The organism is Arthrobacter bussei, from assembly GCF_009377195.2.
GTDB classification, from domain to species: Bacteria; Actinomycetota; Actinomycetes; order Actinomycetales; family Micrococcaceae; genus Arthrobacter_D; species Arthrobacter_D bussei.
The window spans coordinates 84,316-100,391 of the sequence record NZ_VJXX01000004.1 but is presented as its reverse complement, the minus strand read 5'-3'; the positions used below and the strand labels follow the sequence as shown (position 1 = coordinate 100,391).

Annotated in this window: 17 protein-coding genes; 6 read left to right on the top strand and 11 right to left on the bottom strand. The window is 69.8% G+C overall.

Annotated features, from left to right (window positions below; translation table 11 throughout):
* Window positions 1-11 precede the first annotated feature (11 nt).
* From FNH21_RS12495 to FNH21_RS12470, 6 genes are all read left to right on the top strand, one after another.
* On the top strand, window positions 12-1,055 hold the full coding sequence (locus tag FNH21_RS12495; RefSeq protein ID WP_152816184.1) for a substrate-binding domain-containing protein: 1,044 nt from the start codon (window positions 12-14) through the stop codon (window positions 1,053-1,055).
* Window positions 1,056-1,148: 93 nt separating this feature from the next.
* Entirely contained in the window at window positions 1,149-2,321 is a 1,173-nt protein-coding gene (locus FNH21_RS12490; RefSeq protein ID WP_191931938.1) for a Gfo/Idh/MocA family protein, read from the top strand.
* A 38-nt stretch (window positions 2,322-2,359) separates the two neighbouring features.
* Entirely contained in the window at window positions 2,360-3,358 is a 999-nt protein-coding gene (locus tag FNH21_RS12485) for a sugar phosphate isomerase/epimerase family protein (RefSeq protein ID WP_152816181.1), read from the top strand.
* A gap of 155 nt (window positions 3,359-3,513) precedes the next feature.
* Complete coding sequence (gene nadE, locus FNH21_RS12480) at window positions 3,514-4,338, top strand: ammonia-dependent NAD(+) synthetase (RefSeq protein ID WP_152816178.1); 825 nt, start codon at window positions 3,514-3,516, stop codon at window positions 4,336-4,338.
* Between the two features lie 26 nt (window positions 4,339-4,364).
* Window positions 4,365-5,174: an exodeoxyribonuclease III gene (locus FNH21_RS12475; protein ID WP_191931937.1), complete on the top strand. Its 810-nt coding sequence runs from the start codon at window positions 4,365-4,367 to the stop codon at window positions 5,172-5,174.
* The gene (locus FNH21_RS12470; RefSeq protein ID WP_191931936.1) at window positions 5,171-6,019 is read left to right on the top strand and encodes a DUF8083 family protein; all 849 of its coding nucleotides are present in this window, start codon (window positions 5,171-5,173) and stop codon (window positions 6,017-6,019) included. Before FNH21_RS12475 ends, FNH21_RS12470 begins: the two co-directional genes overlap by 4 nt.
* Before the next feature lie 107 nt (window positions 6,020-6,126).
* Here FNH21_RS12470 and FNH21_RS12465 read toward each other — a convergent pair whose 3' ends face one another.
* The 11 genes from FNH21_RS12465 to FNH21_RS12415 all read right to left on the bottom strand — a co-directional run bounded on the left by FNH21_RS12465 (window position 6,127) and on the right by FNH21_RS12415 (window position 16,073).
* Complete coding sequence (locus FNH21_RS12465) at window positions 6,127-7,137, bottom strand: substrate-binding domain-containing protein (protein WP_191931935.1); 1,011 nt, start codon at window positions 7,135-7,137, stop codon at window positions 6,127-6,129.
* A gap of 2 nt (window positions 7,138-7,139) precedes the next feature.
* Window positions 7,140-8,027 (bottom strand): carbohydrate ABC transporter permease, encoded by an 888-nt coding sequence (locus tag FNH21_RS12460; protein ID WP_422108780.1) that lies wholly within the window; start codon window positions 8,025-8,027, stop codon window positions 7,140-7,142.
* Between the two features lie 74 nt (window positions 8,028-8,101).
* Window positions 8,102-9,067 carry an ABC transporter permease subunit gene (locus tag FNH21_RS12455; RefSeq protein WP_191931934.1) on the bottom strand — a complete coding sequence of 322 codons (966 nt, stop codon included), beginning with the start codon at window positions 9,065-9,067 and terminating at the stop codon, window positions 8,102-8,104.
* Window positions 9,068-9,204: 137 nt separating this feature from the next.
* Window positions 9,205-10,551, bottom strand: coding sequence for an ABC transporter substrate-binding protein (locus FNH21_RS12450; protein WP_152816169.1), 1,347 nt, complete (start codon window positions 10,549-10,551; stop codon window positions 9,205-9,207).
* A gap of 227 nt (window positions 10,552-10,778) precedes the next feature.
* Entirely contained in the window at window positions 10,779-11,429 is a 651-nt protein-coding gene (locus FNH21_RS12445; protein ID WP_191931933.1) for a hypothetical protein, read from the bottom strand.
* Window positions 11,426-12,028 carry a DUF6286 domain-containing protein gene (locus FNH21_RS12440; protein WP_152816166.1) on the bottom strand — a complete coding sequence of 201 codons (603 nt, stop codon included), beginning with the start codon at window positions 12,026-12,028 and terminating at the stop codon, window positions 11,426-11,428. The genes FNH21_RS12445 and FNH21_RS12440 overlap by 4 nt, the downstream gene beginning before the upstream one ends.
* Complete coding sequence (locus FNH21_RS12435; RefSeq protein WP_191931932.1) at window positions 12,025-12,423, bottom strand: hypothetical protein; 399 nt, start codon at window positions 12,421-12,423, stop codon at window positions 12,025-12,027. Before FNH21_RS12435 ends, FNH21_RS12440 begins: the two co-directional genes overlap by 4 nt.
* Before the next feature lie 53 nt (window positions 12,424-12,476).
* Window positions 12,477-12,668, bottom strand: coding sequence for a DUF2273 domain-containing protein (locus FNH21_RS12430; protein ID WP_152816447.1), 192 nt, complete (start codon window positions 12,666-12,668; stop codon window positions 12,477-12,479).
* 7 nt (window positions 12,669-12,675) lie between these two features.
* On the bottom strand, window positions 12,676-13,215 hold the full coding sequence (locus tag FNH21_RS12425) for an Asp23/Gls24 family envelope stress response protein (RefSeq protein ID WP_152816163.1): 540 nt from the start codon (window positions 13,213-13,215) through the stop codon (window positions 12,676-12,678).
* 127 nt (window positions 13,216-13,342) lie between these two features.
* On the bottom strand, window positions 13,343-13,825 hold the full coding sequence (locus tag FNH21_RS12420; RefSeq protein WP_152816161.1) for a hypothetical protein: 483 nt from the start codon (window positions 13,823-13,825) through the stop codon (window positions 13,343-13,345).
* 238 nt (window positions 13,826-14,063) lie between these two features.
* On the bottom strand, window positions 14,064-16,073 hold the full coding sequence (locus FNH21_RS12415) for an alpha/beta hydrolase-fold protein (RefSeq protein ID WP_152816158.1): 2,010 nt from the start codon (window positions 16,071-16,073) through the stop codon (window positions 14,064-14,066).
* Window positions 16,074-16,076: the final 3 nt, after the last annotated feature.

Sequence of the window (16,076 nt, the reverse complement as noted above, 5' to 3'; positions counted from 1 at the left end):
GAGGAGAAACCATGCTTGCAGTTCCTGTGAACCGGAGAGTGCTCGTCACGACCGGGGCCTTCATCTCCATCGGCGCCCTCCTGACCGGATGCACCCCGGGTGACGACGCGACGAACACCCAGCCGACCAACGCCTCGGTCGAGGGGAACCAGGCCGAGGGGGACACCGTGGTCATCGGCTTCTCGGGGCCCGCGGCGGACCACGGATGGCTCGGTGCCATCAACGCGGCGGCGCTCGCCACCGCCGAGGAGTTCCCCGACATCGACCTGCGCGTGGCGGAGGGGACCAACGACGCCAATCTGCAGATCAGCCAGGTGGAACAGTTCATCAACGACGGCGTCGACGCCATCGTGCTGCTTCCGACCGACGGCGCGGCGCTGACACCCGTGGCCACCCAGGCCATGGAGGCGGGCATCCCCGTCATCAACGTCGACCGCGAGTTCTCCAGCTCGTTCGCCGCACGCGCCACGGTCCTGGGTGACAACTACGGGATGGGCGTCAGCGCCGGGACCTACATCTGCGAGAAACTCGGCGGGAACGAGGACGCGGTCGTCGCGGAGGTCGCCGGCATCGACTCCCTGCCGCTGACGCAGGACCGTAGTCAGGGCTTCGCCGATGCGCTCGAGTCCTGCGGACTGGACGTGGACAACCGGGTCGCCGCCGACTTCACGGTCCAGGGCGGCGAGGCGACGACGTCCCAGCTCCTCTCCGCAGCACCGAAGATCGACGCCATCTGGAACCACGACGACGACCAGGGGATCGGCGTCCTCGCCGCCATCGACAACGCCGGGCGGGACGAGTTCTTCATGGTCGGCGGAGCCGGATCAGCCAACGCCATGCGCGAGATCCAGTCCGGCGAGAGCGTGCTCGAAGCAACGGTGATCTACCCGTCCACCCAGGCAGCAGTCGGCATCCGCATGGCACGCCTGATCGCCCAGGACAAGGCCATGAGCGACCTGGTGGAAGTCGAGGTCCCCAAGCGCGTGGTCCTGAACGCCCCGGTGGTGACGAGCGACAACGTCGACCGCTACCTGCCCACCGCCTTCGAATCGTAGGGCCGGGGGATCGACGGTGTACCCCGGTCTTCACGGACCGGGGTGCACCGACCCCGCGCCGACCCACTGCGCCCGCCACGAGATAGAGGAACTATGCCCCACGACGTCGCGCCCCTGAAGATCGCCCTGATCGGGCACGGTTTCATGGGAGCCGCACATTCCCAGGGATGGCGGGTCGCACCGCGGTTCCACGACCTGCCCGTCCGGCCCGAGATGACGCTGCTCGTGGGCCGGAGTGCCGGGGCGGTGGATGCAGCAGCCGAGAAGTGGGGGTGGCAGGAGACCGCCACGGACTGGCGGGAGGCCATCGACCGTGACGACATCGATGTCATCGACATCGTCACGCCGGGTGGCTCCCACGCCGAGATCGCCATCGCGGCGCTCGCTGCAGGGAAGCACGTCCTGTGCGAGAAGCCCCTGGCCAACACCCTGGAGGAAGCCGAAGCGATGGCGGACGCCGCCGACCGCGCCGGCACCGATGTCTTCGCGATGGTCGGTTTCACCTACCGTCGGGTCCCGGCAGCGGCCTTCGCACGGGATCTCGTCCTCTCCGGCGCCATCGGCGACGTGCGCCAGGTCCGAGCCAGTTACCTGCAGGACTGGCTCGTCGATCCCGAGGCACCGCTCACGTGGCGCCTGAAGAAGGATCAGGCAGGATCAGGCGCACTCGGCGATCTGGGAGCGCACGCGGTCGACCTGGCACAGTTCATCACCGGCCAGAAGGTGACCGGGGTGAGCGGCCTGCTCAACACCTTCGTGCACGAGCGTCCGATCCCCCTCGACGCGATCGGGCTCGGGGGTACGCCCGGCCTGGATCGCGGGCAGGTCACCGTCGACGACCTCGCGCTGTTCACCGGCCGGTTCGACGGCGGAGCGGTGGGCTCCTTCGAGGCGACGCGGATGTCCACCGGGCGGAAGAACGCGCTGCGTCTGGAAGTGGCAGGCACCACGGGCGCAATCTCCTTCGACCTGGAGAGCATGAACTCGCTGGGATTCTACGACGCGACGGCACCGCAGACGCGGCAGGGATTCACCGAGATCATGGTGACGGAACCGGACCACCCCTACCTCTCCGCGTGGTGGCCTGCGGGCCACGCCCTCGGATACGAGCACGGCTTCGTCCACCAGGCGAAGGACTTCATCGAGGCCGTCTCGGAGAAACGACAGCCGACCCCCTCCTTCCCGGACGGTCTCCAGGTCCAGAAGGTCCTCGCCGGCGTGGAGCGCAGCGCCGCCAGCGACAGCATCTGGACCAGCATCATCTAGCGGCACAGCCCCCGACCACCCTTTTCCAAGGAGCCAGAATGTCCCGCAAATTCACCCTGTTCACCGGCCAGTGGGCCGATCTCCCCTTCGAGAAGGTCGCCGAACTGGCCGGCCAGTGGGGCTACGACGGACTCGAGATCGCCGTCTCGGGCGACCACCTCGACGCCTGGCGCTGGGACGACGACGCCTACATCCAGGACCGCCTCGACATCCTCGAGCGCAACGGCCTCAAGGTGTGGACCATCTCGAACCACCTGAAGGGCCAGGCCGTCTGCGACGACCCGATCGACTTCCGCCACCAGGCGATCGTCGGCCCGAAGGTGTGGGGCGACGGCGACCCGGAGGGCGTCCGGCAGCGCGCCGCCGAGGAGATGAAGCTGACCGCGAGACTCGCGAAGAAGCTCGGCGTGGACACCGTCGTGGGCTTCACCGGCTCCTCCATCTGGCAGTACGTCGCGATGTTCCCACCGGTTCCGGCGTCCACGATCGAGGCCGGGTACCAGGACTTCGCCGACCGCTGGAACCCCATCCTCGACGTCTTCGACGAGTGCGGTGTCCGCTTCGCCCACGAGGTCCACCCCTCGGAGATCGCCTACGACTACTGGTCCACGCAGCGCACCCTCGAGGCCATCGGCCACCGCCCTGCCTTCGGCCTCAACTGGGACCCCAGCCACTTCATGTGGCAGCAGATCGACCCGGTGGCGTTCATCTCCGACTTCAAGGACCGGATCTACCACGTGGACTGCAAGGACACGAAGATGCGCATGGGCGGTGGGCGCAACGGCATCATGTCCTCGCACCTGCCCTGGGGGGACCCGCGTCGCGGGTGGGACTTCGTCTCGACCGGCCGCGGCGACGTGCCCTGGGAGGACAGCTTCAGGGCGCTCACCGCGATCGGCTACACCGGCCCCATCTCGGTGGAGTGGGAGGACGCCGGCATGGACCGGCTGCAGGGCGCTCCCGAGGCGCTCGCCTTCCTCAAGCGCTTCGACTTCTCGCCGTCGGACACCTCGTTCGACGCGGCGTTCAGCCAGTAGTCCGGGGCGGAGCACGCCGGGTGCACCCGACCGGCTGCCGGACCCGCGGGAGCACCTGCGGGTCCGGCAGCTGGTGGGGCGGCCCGCCGGCCCCGCTCCGAGATTCCCCCCGATTTCGTAACCTTGTAGAAATGGAACGGGAGTAGCCTTGGGGCATGCGTGAAACCCAGGCTCAGATCATTGCGGAGATGGGCGTCCAGCCCACCATCGACCCGGCTGCAGAGGTGCGCCGCCGTGTCGGATTCCTGAAGGAGTACGTCCGGTCCACGGGCACCCGGGGCTTCGTCCTCGGCATCAGCGGTGGGCTCGACTCGACGCTCGCCGGCAGGCTCGCCCAGCTCGCCGTGGACGAATTGCGCTCCGAGGGAGCGGACGCCGACTTCATCGCCCTGCGCCTGCCCTACAACGTGCAGAAGGACGAGGAGGACGCGCAGGCCGCGCTCGCCTTCATCGGACCCCGCACCTCGAAGGTCTTCAACGTGGCCCCCGCCGTGGACGGGATCCAGCAGGAATACGCGGACGCCCTCGGGGAGCGGGTCACCGACTTCACCAAGGGCAACACCAAGGCCCGTGCCCGGATGGTGGCCCAGTACGCGATCGCGGGCCAGCACAACCTGCTGGTCATCGGTACGGACCACGGCGCGGAATCGGTGACGGGCTTCTTCACCAAGTTCGGTGACGGCGGGGCTGACATCCTGCCGCTGTTCGGCCTGAACAAGCGCCAGAACCGGGCACTGCTGCAGGAGCTCGGCGCACCCGCCGCCCTGTACAACAAGATCCCGACGGCGGACCTGCTCGACGACCTGCCGGGCCAGGCCGACGAGCACGAGCTCGGCCTGACGTACGAGCAGATCGACGACTACCTCGAGGGTCGCGACGTGGACCCCGACGCAGCGAAGGCCATCGAGCACCGCTACTACATCACGCGGCACAAGCGGACGGTACCCGTGACCGTCTTCGACTCCTGGTGGCGGGAGTAAACAGCGCCGTTGGTAACGTAGGGACCGTGAAGATCGCCACCTGGAACGTCAACTCCCTCCGTGCCCGCGCCGACCGCGTCGAAGCCTGGCTCAACCGGTCCGACGTCGACGTCGTCGCGCTGCAGGAGACGAAGTGCAAGGACGACAACTTCCCCTGGGACCTGTTCGAGAACAGCGGGTTTGAGGTGGCGCACTTCGGTCTGAGCCAGTGGAACGGCGTCGCCATCGCCTCCCGGGTTGGCCTCGACGACGTCGAACGCACCTTCCCCGACCAGCCCACCTTCGGCAAGCCGGGCACCGAAGCCGTGCAGGAGGCCCGCGCCATCGCGGCGACCTGTGGCGGTGTCCGCGTGTGGAGCCTGTACGTCCCGAACGGGCGTGCCCTCGACGACCCGCACATGCCCTACAAGATCGACTGGCTGGACACCCTCCGCGGCCACGCAGCCCAGTGGATCACCGAGGACCCGGAGGCGCAGATCGCGCTCATGGGTGACTGGAACATCGCCCCGCAGGACGAGGACGTGTGGGACATCGACCTCTTCGTCGACGGCGGCTACACCCACGTGAGCCCGGCCGAGCGCGCCGCCTTCCAGGCCTTCCTGGACACGGGCTTCGCCGACCTCGCCCGTCCGTTCACCCCCGGCCCGGGCCTCTACACCTACTGGGACTACAAGCAGCTGCGGTTCCCCAAGAAGGAGGGCATGCGCATCGACTTCGTGCTCGGCTCCCCCGCCCTCGCGAAACGCGCCACCCATGCCTTCGTGGACCGTGAGGAACGCAAGGGCAAGGGCGCCTCGGACCACGCCCCCGTCATCGTGGAACTCAGCGGGCCGTGAGCCGCGGGGGCGCCCGCGCCCGGCCCTTCCCGTACGTCTCCTACCTCCGCGTCTACGAGCCCCTCGACGCCTTCTCCGACGCACAGCAGCTCGTGATCCTGGAGCAGCGGTCCCGTGAGCGCGGGCTGACGGAGTCGATGGAGCAGGAGCAGTCGCTGCGCCGGGTGATGCGCCCGGTCTCCGATCCGTTCCCCCACCACGAGCCCGAGCTCGTCAGGGTGACGCACTTCCCCGGCCTCAACGGCGCGACGGCTCCCTACTACTGCCCCAACCAGCTGGCCGTCCGCACCACCCTGGCCGCCGAGTCGCTCGACCAGAGCCTGCGCGGTCCGTTGATCGATGTGCTCGTCCCCGAGGTGGCACGCGAGGCCCATCAGGCCCGGCTCGATCCCGACACGTTCGCCGACTCCGTCGCCAAGCTGCACACGCGGTCGGCCACGTGGGGCGTACCGTTCGCCTGGTTCGCCCTGATGCACGAGGACGACCTCACGGAGGTCGTCGAGGACGACGGCCGCGTCACCACCGTCCGCGTCACGGCGAGGATCGGCGACTGCATCGACCGCGGACGCCGTTCGGTCGCCCAGCTCGCGATCGGCGCCCCGGAGATGGACCTCCTCGACGAACTCACGGAGATCGTCGAGTGGCTCGAGGTGTTCCGCCGTGATGCGGTGGTCGAGGTGGACTACGGTCCCGTCGCCGACCGCGTCTTCCCCGACGACTCGCCGATGGACGTGCGCCTCGGCATCGAGAGCCTCGCCGAGGCCGACATGATGGGCGCCGCGGCGTCCTACCGGCGGCTCGCCTCACGCTGGATCCCCATCCGGCAGCTCGCCCGCTCCTCCTGAGCCTGCCGTCGCCGCCCCGCTCGACCGAACCGCCGGAAGCTGCCCGGTGTCCGCTCCTTGTGCACGGGCGCGCCGGTGCCCTCCCGGATCGGCACGACGGCGGCGGATCAGGCCCTGACCGGACCCGTCGTCCAGCGCTCGACGAGGGTGTGCGGCCGCGACGGCGGGTAGTCTGCCGGCTGGTTGCGCAGCAGCTCGCCGAGCAGGAGGTCCGCGGCGAAGGCACCCTGGTCCTCGGGGTCCTGGCGGATGGTGGTCAGGCCCATCGGCTCCGCGAACTCGTGGTCGTCGATGCCGATCACGGACAGCTCTCCCGGTACGTCGATGCCCAGTTCCGCCGCGGCCTTCAGCACACCGAAGGCCATCTCGTCCGACGAGCAGAACACCGCCGTCGGCCGGTCCTCCGGGTCCTCGAGGAGCGTGAGTGCGGACGTCCGCGACGTCGCGAACCGGAAGTCGCCGAACGCGGACCACTCCTCCCGCACACCCAGACCGTGCGCGGCCATCGTGTCCTGGAACGCCTGCTCGCGGATGCGCGGCACCTCGAAGTCGATGTCGAAGGACCCTCCGCCGCGCATGTGGGCGATCCTCGTGTGGCCGAGGGAGATGAGGTGCTCGACGGCGTCGCGTGCCGCCGCGGCGTCGTCGATACCCACGTGCCGGACCCCCTCCACGGCCCCGCCGACCACGATGCTGGGGTACTCCAGCTGCTGCACGGCCTTCCGCTCCTCCTCCGTCAGGTGCATGCACATGACCAGCAGGGCATCGATGCGCTTGCGGAGGATGGAGCGGTGGAACACCAGGTCACGGTTCACCCCGGCCCCGCCGAGGCTGAAGACGATCAGGTCGTAGCCGGCGGCGCGCAGTTGCCGGTCCACGCCCTCGAGGACGGCGGAGAAGTACCAGCGATCGATCACCGGGACCAGGACGCCCAGGGCCATGGTGCGCCCGGAAGCCAGCCCGGAGGCGGCCGACGACGGCACGTACCCGAGCTCCTTCGCCGTCGAGGTGACCCGCGCACGGGTCTCCTCCGCCACGCCGGGGAGACCCCGGAGGGCCCGGGAGACGGTGGCCGTGGACACCCCGAGGGAGGCTGCGACGTCGTCGATGCTCGTCACGGTCAGCCCTTCAGGCCGCCAGCCAGCAGCCCTCGGACGAAGTACCGCTGCAGTCCGAAGAAGACGGCGAGGGGCACGATGATCGAGACGAAGGCACCGGCGGTGAGGCGCTGCCACTCGCCGCCGCGCGACCCCTGGAGTTCCGCGAGCCGCTGGGTGATCGGGGCGACGTCGGCCCCGCCGCCCGAGAAGACGAGGGCCACCAGGAGGTCGTTCCACAGCCACAGGAACTGGAAGATGCCGAACGACGCGAGCGCCGGCGTCGCCAGCGGGACGATGATGCGCCAGAAGATGGTGCTGTGTCCGGCGCCGTCCACCCGTGCCGCCTCGATGACCTCACCGGGGATCTCGGCGATGAAGTTGTGCAGCAGGAAGATGGCCAGGGGCAGCCCGAAGATGGTGTGGGCCACCCAGAGCTGGGCATAGGTGCCGCTCGGCAGGAGCTGGAAGTCGCCGAACTTGAGGACCTGCGTGAACAGCTGCAGGAGCGGGATCAGGGCCATCTGGAGGGGGACGATCTGCAGGGCGAAGACGAAGATGAACAGGCTGTCCTTGCCCTTGAAGCGCCCCCACGCGAACATGTAGGCCGCCATGGCCCCGAGGACCAGCGTGAAGATGGTCCCGGGGATCACGATCGCGAGCGAGTTCACGAAGTAGGACAGCAGGTTCGGGGACTGGCTGCCGCCCGGGCTGAGGACGTCGGCGTAGTTCTCGAGGGTGAACTGGCGGTCCGTGATGACGTTCCACCAGCCGTTGCCCTTGATGTTGTCCTCCGGGCGGAAGGACGAGATCAGCAGGCCGAAGGTCGGGATGGTCCAGATGACGGCGATGATGACGGCAGCGGCCGTCGCGGTCCGCGAGGTGAGGCGCTGCTTCACCCGGCGCTGCATGGTGGGGCGGCCCTGCGTGGCGTCGTCGGCGACGTCCGGCAGGAGGTTCTTCTTGTTCTCCAGGGGAACGGTGCTCATCGGATTTCCTTCTGCTTGCGGAGCAGCCGGGCGTTGTAGACGACCACGGGCAGCACCATCAGGAACAGGACCAGGGCGAGTGCGGCACCCCGGCCGGGTTCACCCGCCCTGAACGCCTGGGTGTACATCTCATTGGCCACGACGGAGGTCTCGTACTGGCCGGCAGTCATCGTCCGGACGATGTCGAAGACCTTCAGCGTGCCGATCGTGATGGTGGTGACCACGACGATGAGTGAACCGCGGATCGTCGGGATGGTGACGTTCCGGAACTGCTGCCATGCACTGGCGCCGTCGAGTCTCGCCGCCTCGACGATCTCGGTCGGGATGCCCTTGATGGCCGCGGAGAGCACCACCATGGCGAATCCGGTCTGGATCCAGATCATGACGGCGATGAGGAAGAGGGTGTTCTCGGGTGCGTCGAGCAGGAACTGCTTCGGTTCCTGTCCCAGCCACACGAGGATCTGGTTGAACAGTCCGATCTGGTCCTGCTCCGGGCCCTTGTAGGCGTAGACGAAGCGCCAGATGACGCCTGCGCCGACGAAGGAGATGGCCATGGGCATGAACACCAGGGCCTTCAGCGCCTTCTCGCCGCGGGCCCGGTCGATGAACACCGCGTAGGCCAGACCGATCGACGAGGCCAGCAGCGGCACGAGGACCACCCAGATGACGGTGTTCCTGAGGGTGACGAGCGCCTCCGGCTGGGTGAACATCCAGACGAAGTTGTCCAGTCCCACGAACTCGCCGTTGCGATCCGTCAGGGAGAGGTACGAGGTCTGGAGGGCAGGGTAGACGAGGCCTACCGCCAGCAGGACGAGTGCCGGAGCCAGGAACCCGGCGATCTGCACCTTCTCGCGGCCCGATTTGGGGGCACGATCGACGAGCAGCATGATCAGTCCGATGATGGCTGCGAAGACGGCGAGCCCCACCACCACCTGTAGCCCTTTTTCTGCAATATCTTCCACAGCACAGCCTCCTTGGTGCGCATGACGTGATGGGGGGAGGGCCGGCAGCACGGGGTACACCGCGGCGAGCGTGGTGTACCCCGTGCCGTCGACGACGTCCGGCGCCGACCCGCGGGCCGGCACCGGACGTCAGTGCATCAGGAGCTGGGCCAGCTGTCCTCGACGGACTGCGTGACTTCCTCGGTGGAGGAGCCGTTGATCCAGTTGACGATGCCGCTCCAGAAGGAGTTCGCGCCCACGGCGCCGGGCATCAGGTCGGAGCCGTCGAAGCGGAAGACCGTCTCGGGGTCCTGCAGCAGCTCGATCGACTGGCGGTCGAGGTCCGACTGCGCGTTCGCGGGGTCGAGTCCCTTGTTCGCACTGATCGCACCGCCCTGCGAGACGCGGGCGTTGGCGAACTCGGCGCTCGCGAGGTACGTCTGCAGCGCCTGCACCTCGGGACGATCGGCGTAGGCGCCGATGAGCTCGCCTCCGCCGGTGATCGCGGTGCCCTGCGAGGCATCGATCGGCGGGGTCATGAAGGCCCAGACATCGCCGTCCTCCGCCACGTTGGTGCCCTCCGGCCAGTTGGCTGCCTGGAAGGACGCCTGGTGGTGCATGGCGCACTGGCCGTCGAGAACCGGCTGCCCGGCTTCGGCGAACGGCGTGGAAAGGATGGACCGGACGTCGCCGAAGCCGCCGTTGACGTTGCTGTCGTCCTTCAGGATCTCGCCGACCCGGTCGAAGGACGCGACGATCTGGGGATCGTTGAAGGGGATCTCGTGCGTGACCCACTGGTCGTAGACCTCCGGGCCGTGCTCGCGGAGTACCGCGTCCTCGACCCAGTCGGTGCCCGGCCAACCGGTGGCCTCACCGGACTCGAAACCTGCACACCAGGGCTTGACGTCGCCGCCCTCGCCCGCGATCTGCTCCGTCAGCTCGGTCATCTCGTCCCACGTGGTGGGGACCTCCCAGCCGTTCTCCTCGAAGGTGGCCGGGACGTACCAGACGTAGCCCTTGACGTTGGCGAGCATGGGAGCGGCGTAGAACGTGCCGTCCACGGTGCCGTACTTCTTCCAGTCCTCCGACCAGTTCTCGTCCACGAGATCCGAGACGGCCTGGGGGGCGGCGACGAGGTTGGAGGCCTGGTCGGCCAGCAGGCCGGGCTGCGGGAAGATCGCCAGGTCCGGAGCGGTGCCGCCCTGGGCGCGGACGCCGATCTGCGTCTCGAACTCCTTGGACCCCTCGTAGGCCACCTCGATGCCGGTGCACTCGGCGAAGTCCGCCCAGGAGTTCTCGAGCAGTTCGGCCTCGAGGTCGACGATGGTCGAGTAGACGCTGACCTCGGCGCCGTCGAACGTTCCGTACGTCTCGTAGTCGGCGCAGTCCGCATCACCGGAGCCGGCGCTGTCGGAGCCTCCTGATCCGCAGCCTGCGAGAGCGAGGAGGGAAACACTGAGTGCCGCGACGGGCACCATCAACTTGCGTGAGCGAAGTATCGCCATGGAACAGACTCCTTTGTCCTGCGGACCGCGAGGGTGCCTCGGCAACCTGGTTGCCCGCCTCGACTGCGCCGCCTCACTGATGTGTACCTGAACAGTAAGCGCTTACATGAGCACTCACAAGGGGCTCGGGCGGGTCCGGGCATTCGATACCGAAACGTGACGCGCGTCGCACCCCCTGCGCATCCGGCGGGAGATCCCGGACATCGCCGCGCATGGGCGCAGCAGAGCTAGTCGACGCGCTCGGTGCGCATGAACCGTGCGCGGGCCCCCGAGGTGATGCTGATGAGCACCGGCGTGCGGTACCCCGTGACGGCGTCCAGCGCCTCGACCAGGCGGGAGACCTCCTCGGCGACCGCATAGGGAGGGACGCCCTTCCTCGGGAACACCCTGACCCTCAGGCCCGCAACACCGCGGATCTCCCAGGTGCTCACGGACGCACCGGCGAGGTCCGACCGCTCCAGCAGCGCGGCCTTCAGCACCTGCTCCGCGGCGGCGGCGGTGATGGTCACCGTCCCGGGCACGCCCCCGTCGTCGTCGCCCTGCCGGGCGGGCGCCGTGCGCCCGAGACGGCCGCCCACGGAGGCGAACAGGCCCGTGCGCCCCCGGCCCTGCGCGGCGATCCACAGGACGAGCAGGACGATCGCGAGAACGAGCACGGCGGCCAGGGCGATCCACAGCCAGGTGTCGGCCTGTCCTTCGAGCGTCGTCCCGGTCCGGACGGAGTCGATGCGGTCCCCGATCCGCGGCGCCGTCCGGTTCCACCACGGAGCGACGCCGGGCACCACCAGGAGCGCGAGCCCGAAGGCGCCGACCGCGAGGGCGATGAGCCCGACGACGGCGAGGAGGAGTCGGTTGAGCAGGCGCGGAGTGGTGTTCACTGACCGATCACCCCCGTGTCGGCCACGACGACGGAGATCCGCGGTGCGGGTTCCACACCGGAGCGTCGCAGGTCGTCGGCCACCGCGGCGCGGACCGCGTCGGCGTCGACGGGCATCCCGGACGTGGGACGGATCTGCACGGTGACGGACGACCGCCCCACCGTCACGAGGACCTGCTCGGGAGCCACGCCGGCTGCCGCCCTGGCGCGGCGGGCGAGGGAGGACGCCACGACCTCGGCGTCGACCACGACGGCGGCACGCCCGTTCGGGATGGTGTAGCGGGCACGGCGCCCCGGCAGCAGGGCGAGCAGGAGGAGCAGGAGACCGAGCACGAGCAGCAGGAAGGAGCCCGCACCGAGGAGCGACGCCGGGACACCGGCCGGGACAGCCCCGACCCACGCGGCAGCGGCGTCGAGGTCCACGAGGAACGGGCGGTCCCCCACCGCCTGCAGCACCGCCTCGAACAGCAGCACGAGGCACACCAGCACCAGGACCACCGCCGTCACCACGGAGGGCACGGCGCGGGAGGAGTGCATCTCGCGCCGGACGAGGCGTGCGGTCCCGGCGGCCGTGGACCGGTCGAGCGGATCATCGGTCACAGGACCCTCGCCCCCCGGGTGACGGTGCTGCCGATGATGCGGATGTCGACGCGGCTGAGCCGTGCGCCGGTCAGGTGCTGGACGCGGTCGAGGATCTGCCCGCGAGCGGCATCGGCCCGCGACCACAGGGGTCCGCCGAAGGAGTCGACGACGGACGGATCCTCGGCCACCCGGGTGAGCGCCGGTACCGGTAGGGGCAGGGCGAGCTGGAGGGCCAGGAGGCCGGCGTCATCCGTGAAGGACGCCTTCACCTGTGTGGGTGCGACGCCGAGCACCTCGGCGGTCGCGGCGCGCGCGGTGCTGGTGAGGGCCTGCGTGGTGATGCGGTTGTGGCCCTCGCGGGGGCGGGCATCAGGACGTGCACCCTCGGCGTCCCGCGGACCTGCGGCGTCCACGGGGCCGACGCTCGGGGGCCGGACGGGCGCGCCTGCCGGAGGTACCTCTCCGGTCACGAGGACGAGCGACGGCCGGCCAGGGCGTCAAGGACGCCACGGAGATCGAGCTTCCCCTCGGCGATCCGCCCCAGGACGGCGCCGCAGAGCATGAGGACGAGGGTGAGGAGGAAGCCCCAGAACCCGAAGATGAGCGCCGCGAAGGCGAGGACGGCGCCGGCGGCGATGCCGATGGTGGTGGGTGTCAGCATCGCGTCACTCGCCCGCCTGCTCGAGCTGGGTGGCGCCCGTCGGGCGGACGCGTCCGGCCGACCCGGGCTCGATCCGCCTGGTCCCGGCGGTCCCCGACACCATGGCCCTCGACTCGGCCCTCGACTCGGTCCTCGACTCGGTCCTCGACTCCGCGGGTGGGGGCAGATGCACGTCGAGCACCTCGATGTTGACCTCGATCACCTCGAGTCCCACCAGGTCCGTGAGGGCGTCGTAGACCGCGGCGCGCACCGCGTCGGCAAGTGCGTTGAGGGCGAACCCGTAGTCGGCGACGAGGCTGATGTCCACGGCCAGCTGCGTCTGTCCGATCTCCACCTTCACGCCGTGCGAGAGGTCGTTCGCGCCGACGGCGTCGCGGATGGCACCGAGCGCCCGTCCCGTCCCCGGACCCAGGGCGTACACTCCCGGAACCGCGCGGGCGGCGATCGCCGCGATCTTCACGGCGGCCGGATCCCCGATCACGGTCCTGCCGGCTGGCGCGTCCTGCAGGACGGGCAGTGGCTGCCCCATGGGTTGCTCGGTCATCGACGTCCCTTTCGCTCGTGCCCCAGCCTAAGCCACGGGGCGTGCAGCCCGCGGGACGCGAGCGCGTCGTCGTCGCACGTCAGCGCGTTGCGGCGCCGGGATCGGACGGGACGGACCGGGGACGGTGTCAGGAACGGTCGCAGTGCCGGCCGAGCCAGTCCTGCACGGGCGTCATCGCCCGGCGGAACGCCTTCTCGTCGAAGGTGCCCGAGCCCTCGGGCGGCGCCTCGACCGAGGTGGCCAGCCGCGTGAAGTCGTCGTGGAGTTCGGCGGGCACCTTGTCACGGAGGACGAGGAGCTGCTCCTCGAGGGTCTCGAGGTCCTCCGCGTCGGTCGAGGACCGCAGGCTCAGGGGTGCGAGCATCGCCGTCGTCATCCCGCCGGCCACGATCACGCAGTGGGGCGAGGGATCGGTGGCCGCGGAACCGGTGGCCCCGCCGGCATCGGGCGAGGGGGCACCCGACGCCGGCCCCTCACCCGGAGCCGGCTCGGCGTACGGGCCGGCGGGCATGGTGAGCGTGGTGCCGGTCGGCGAAGGATCACCCTGACTGCATCCGGCCAGGGCCAGCGCGAGGGCGCAGAGTCCGACGACGGACGGCGGGATTCTCACAGGCGCCCTTTCGTCTCGGTACGGTGCCGGGGGTTCAACGCGTGAAGCCTCGACAATGATCCCAGGTGGTTCCCCCGGGCAATCGATGGATCGCGCCGTTCGGACGGAGACCCGCCGGACGCGCAGCCGTCCCGGTGATGGTACGGTGCGAACCCCCGGTTTGGCTGGGAGGAGGGAGGGCCCCGCCGCATCGCGACGGAGCCCTCCTGCGGTGACCGCGCCTGCGGACCGTTCCGGGTCAGCGCTTCCCGCCCTGCGCGCGGGTGGGCAGCACCTTCTCCTTCACGACGCCGCTGACGTTGCCTGCGGCGTCGATGGCCCGGACGTACACGGTGGCCGCCCGGTCACCGATCGCTATCGGACCCTCGTACTCGGTGAAGGAGCCGTTGTTGCGGTTCACCGAGTACTCGATCCGGGAGATACCGGTTTCGTCGTCGGCATCGACCACCACGGTGCGGGTCGCGGGATCGAGGGCTGCGGAGACGGTCGGTGCCGTGGTGTCGGCGCCGAGCACCTCGCGGACGTGGTCGGAGTGGAGGCCGAAGGAGTCGGCGATCCGGGGCACCCAGCAGTCGTCGTTGTGCCGGCCCTCGGGGTAGACGGCGGAGGCGTGGTCGATCCCCTTCGCGTCGAGCAGCGTGTCCAGTGACCGCACCGCGTTGTCGAACCGGTAGTCGTCCTCCTCGCATGCGTCGTAGAAGAACGCGTAGCGCGAGAGCTGCTCGGTGGTGCGGGCGGCGACGTCGGCCAGCGGCGAGGCGGACTGCCCTGCCGGTCCGCCGGGCGAGGTGACGCCGACGACGGCGGGCGCCAGGCTCAGCGCGCCCATGTGGGAGGCGAGGGACGAGAACAGCTCGGGGTGCGCCAGCCCGATCGAGTAGGCGCCGAAGCCACCCATCGAGACGCCGGAGAGACCGCGGAACTCACGGTCCGCGAGGGTGCGGTACTCGGCGTCGACCTGAGGGATCAACTCGTCGACGAACATGCTGCGCCAGGGCGTTCCGCCCTGGTTGTCCACGTACCACAGCGATTCGCCGTCGGGCATGATGACGATCGACTCCTCGAGGCCACCGGTGGTGTAGAGCTCGTCGAGCCTCGCGCCGAAGTCGCGGGGCTCCCACTCGCGGCTGCCGCCGTTGACGCCGTGCAGGAGGTACACCACCGGGTACTCGCGGTTCGGGTTCTCCAGGTACGACGGCGGCAGGTAGGTCACGTACTCCCGGCGCGCGTCCTCGAGCCCCGACTCGACGAAGTCGCGGAAGAAGCGGGACTGGTTGCCGCTCTCGGTGCGCGTCGCAGCGTCGAGGGTGAGGAACTCCTGGGTCCGCGGCTGGAACGCGAAGGGAACCCCGTCCCGCGTACCGGAGATGGTGCGGTTCGTGTCGACGAGCAGGCGGCCGTCGTCGGACCGGATGATCTCCACGCCGCCGTCGTCGACCGTCAGGGTGCCGGACTCCGCGAGCCAGCCGCGGATCTCGCGCTCGCGCCGCTCACGGTCGCGCCCGTCGTGGAAGTAGCCGTCGGAGAGGGTGGCGAGGTAGGCCTCGGCATCGCCCGCCGCGAGGGCCGCGGCCTGGCGTCCGAGGAGGCCCGTGACCCATGCCGTGGTGGCCGCATCGGCCGGCGAGCCGCTGATCCCGTACACCTGCTCACGGAGCGCGTCCTTCGAGAAGAGGCCCACGGGACCCTGGTACCAGCCGCCGCCACCGGACATGTCGTAGAGCCGGACGGCCAGCGTGTTGGTCCCACCGAAGACGGGCGCCTCGGCCGGGACCGGGTACAGGCGCTGCTCGAACCACTGGCTCTGAGCGTTCGGCGGCATGGAGCCGGAGCCGCCGATCTTCACCCCGTTGAGGAACGCCTCGTCGACGTCATCGAGGAACCCGAGGGACGCCACGAGGTTCTGACCCTCGGCACCGGCCGGGAGCTCGAAGGTGAGGCGGTACCAGCCGAAGCCGTCGTAGTCCGCGAACTGCGGCGCCCCGTCCGTCTGCGGGACCTGCAGATCGGTCCACGCGGAATCGTCGAAACCGGGCGCGGCGAAGGCCGGATCATCGCCCGTGGCGAACTTCCAGGTACCCGAGAGGTCGAGGTCCACCGCGGCGGCGGCTGACGGAGCCTCGGCGGAGGTGCCGGCGGCCGGGCCGGGTGCGGCGGAGGCCGGCAGGGCCGGCGAGAGGGCGACGGCGGCGATCGCGAGGGAGGCGACCAGCCGTCGGGTGAACGTGGGGAGGTGCTGCTGCGCCATGCG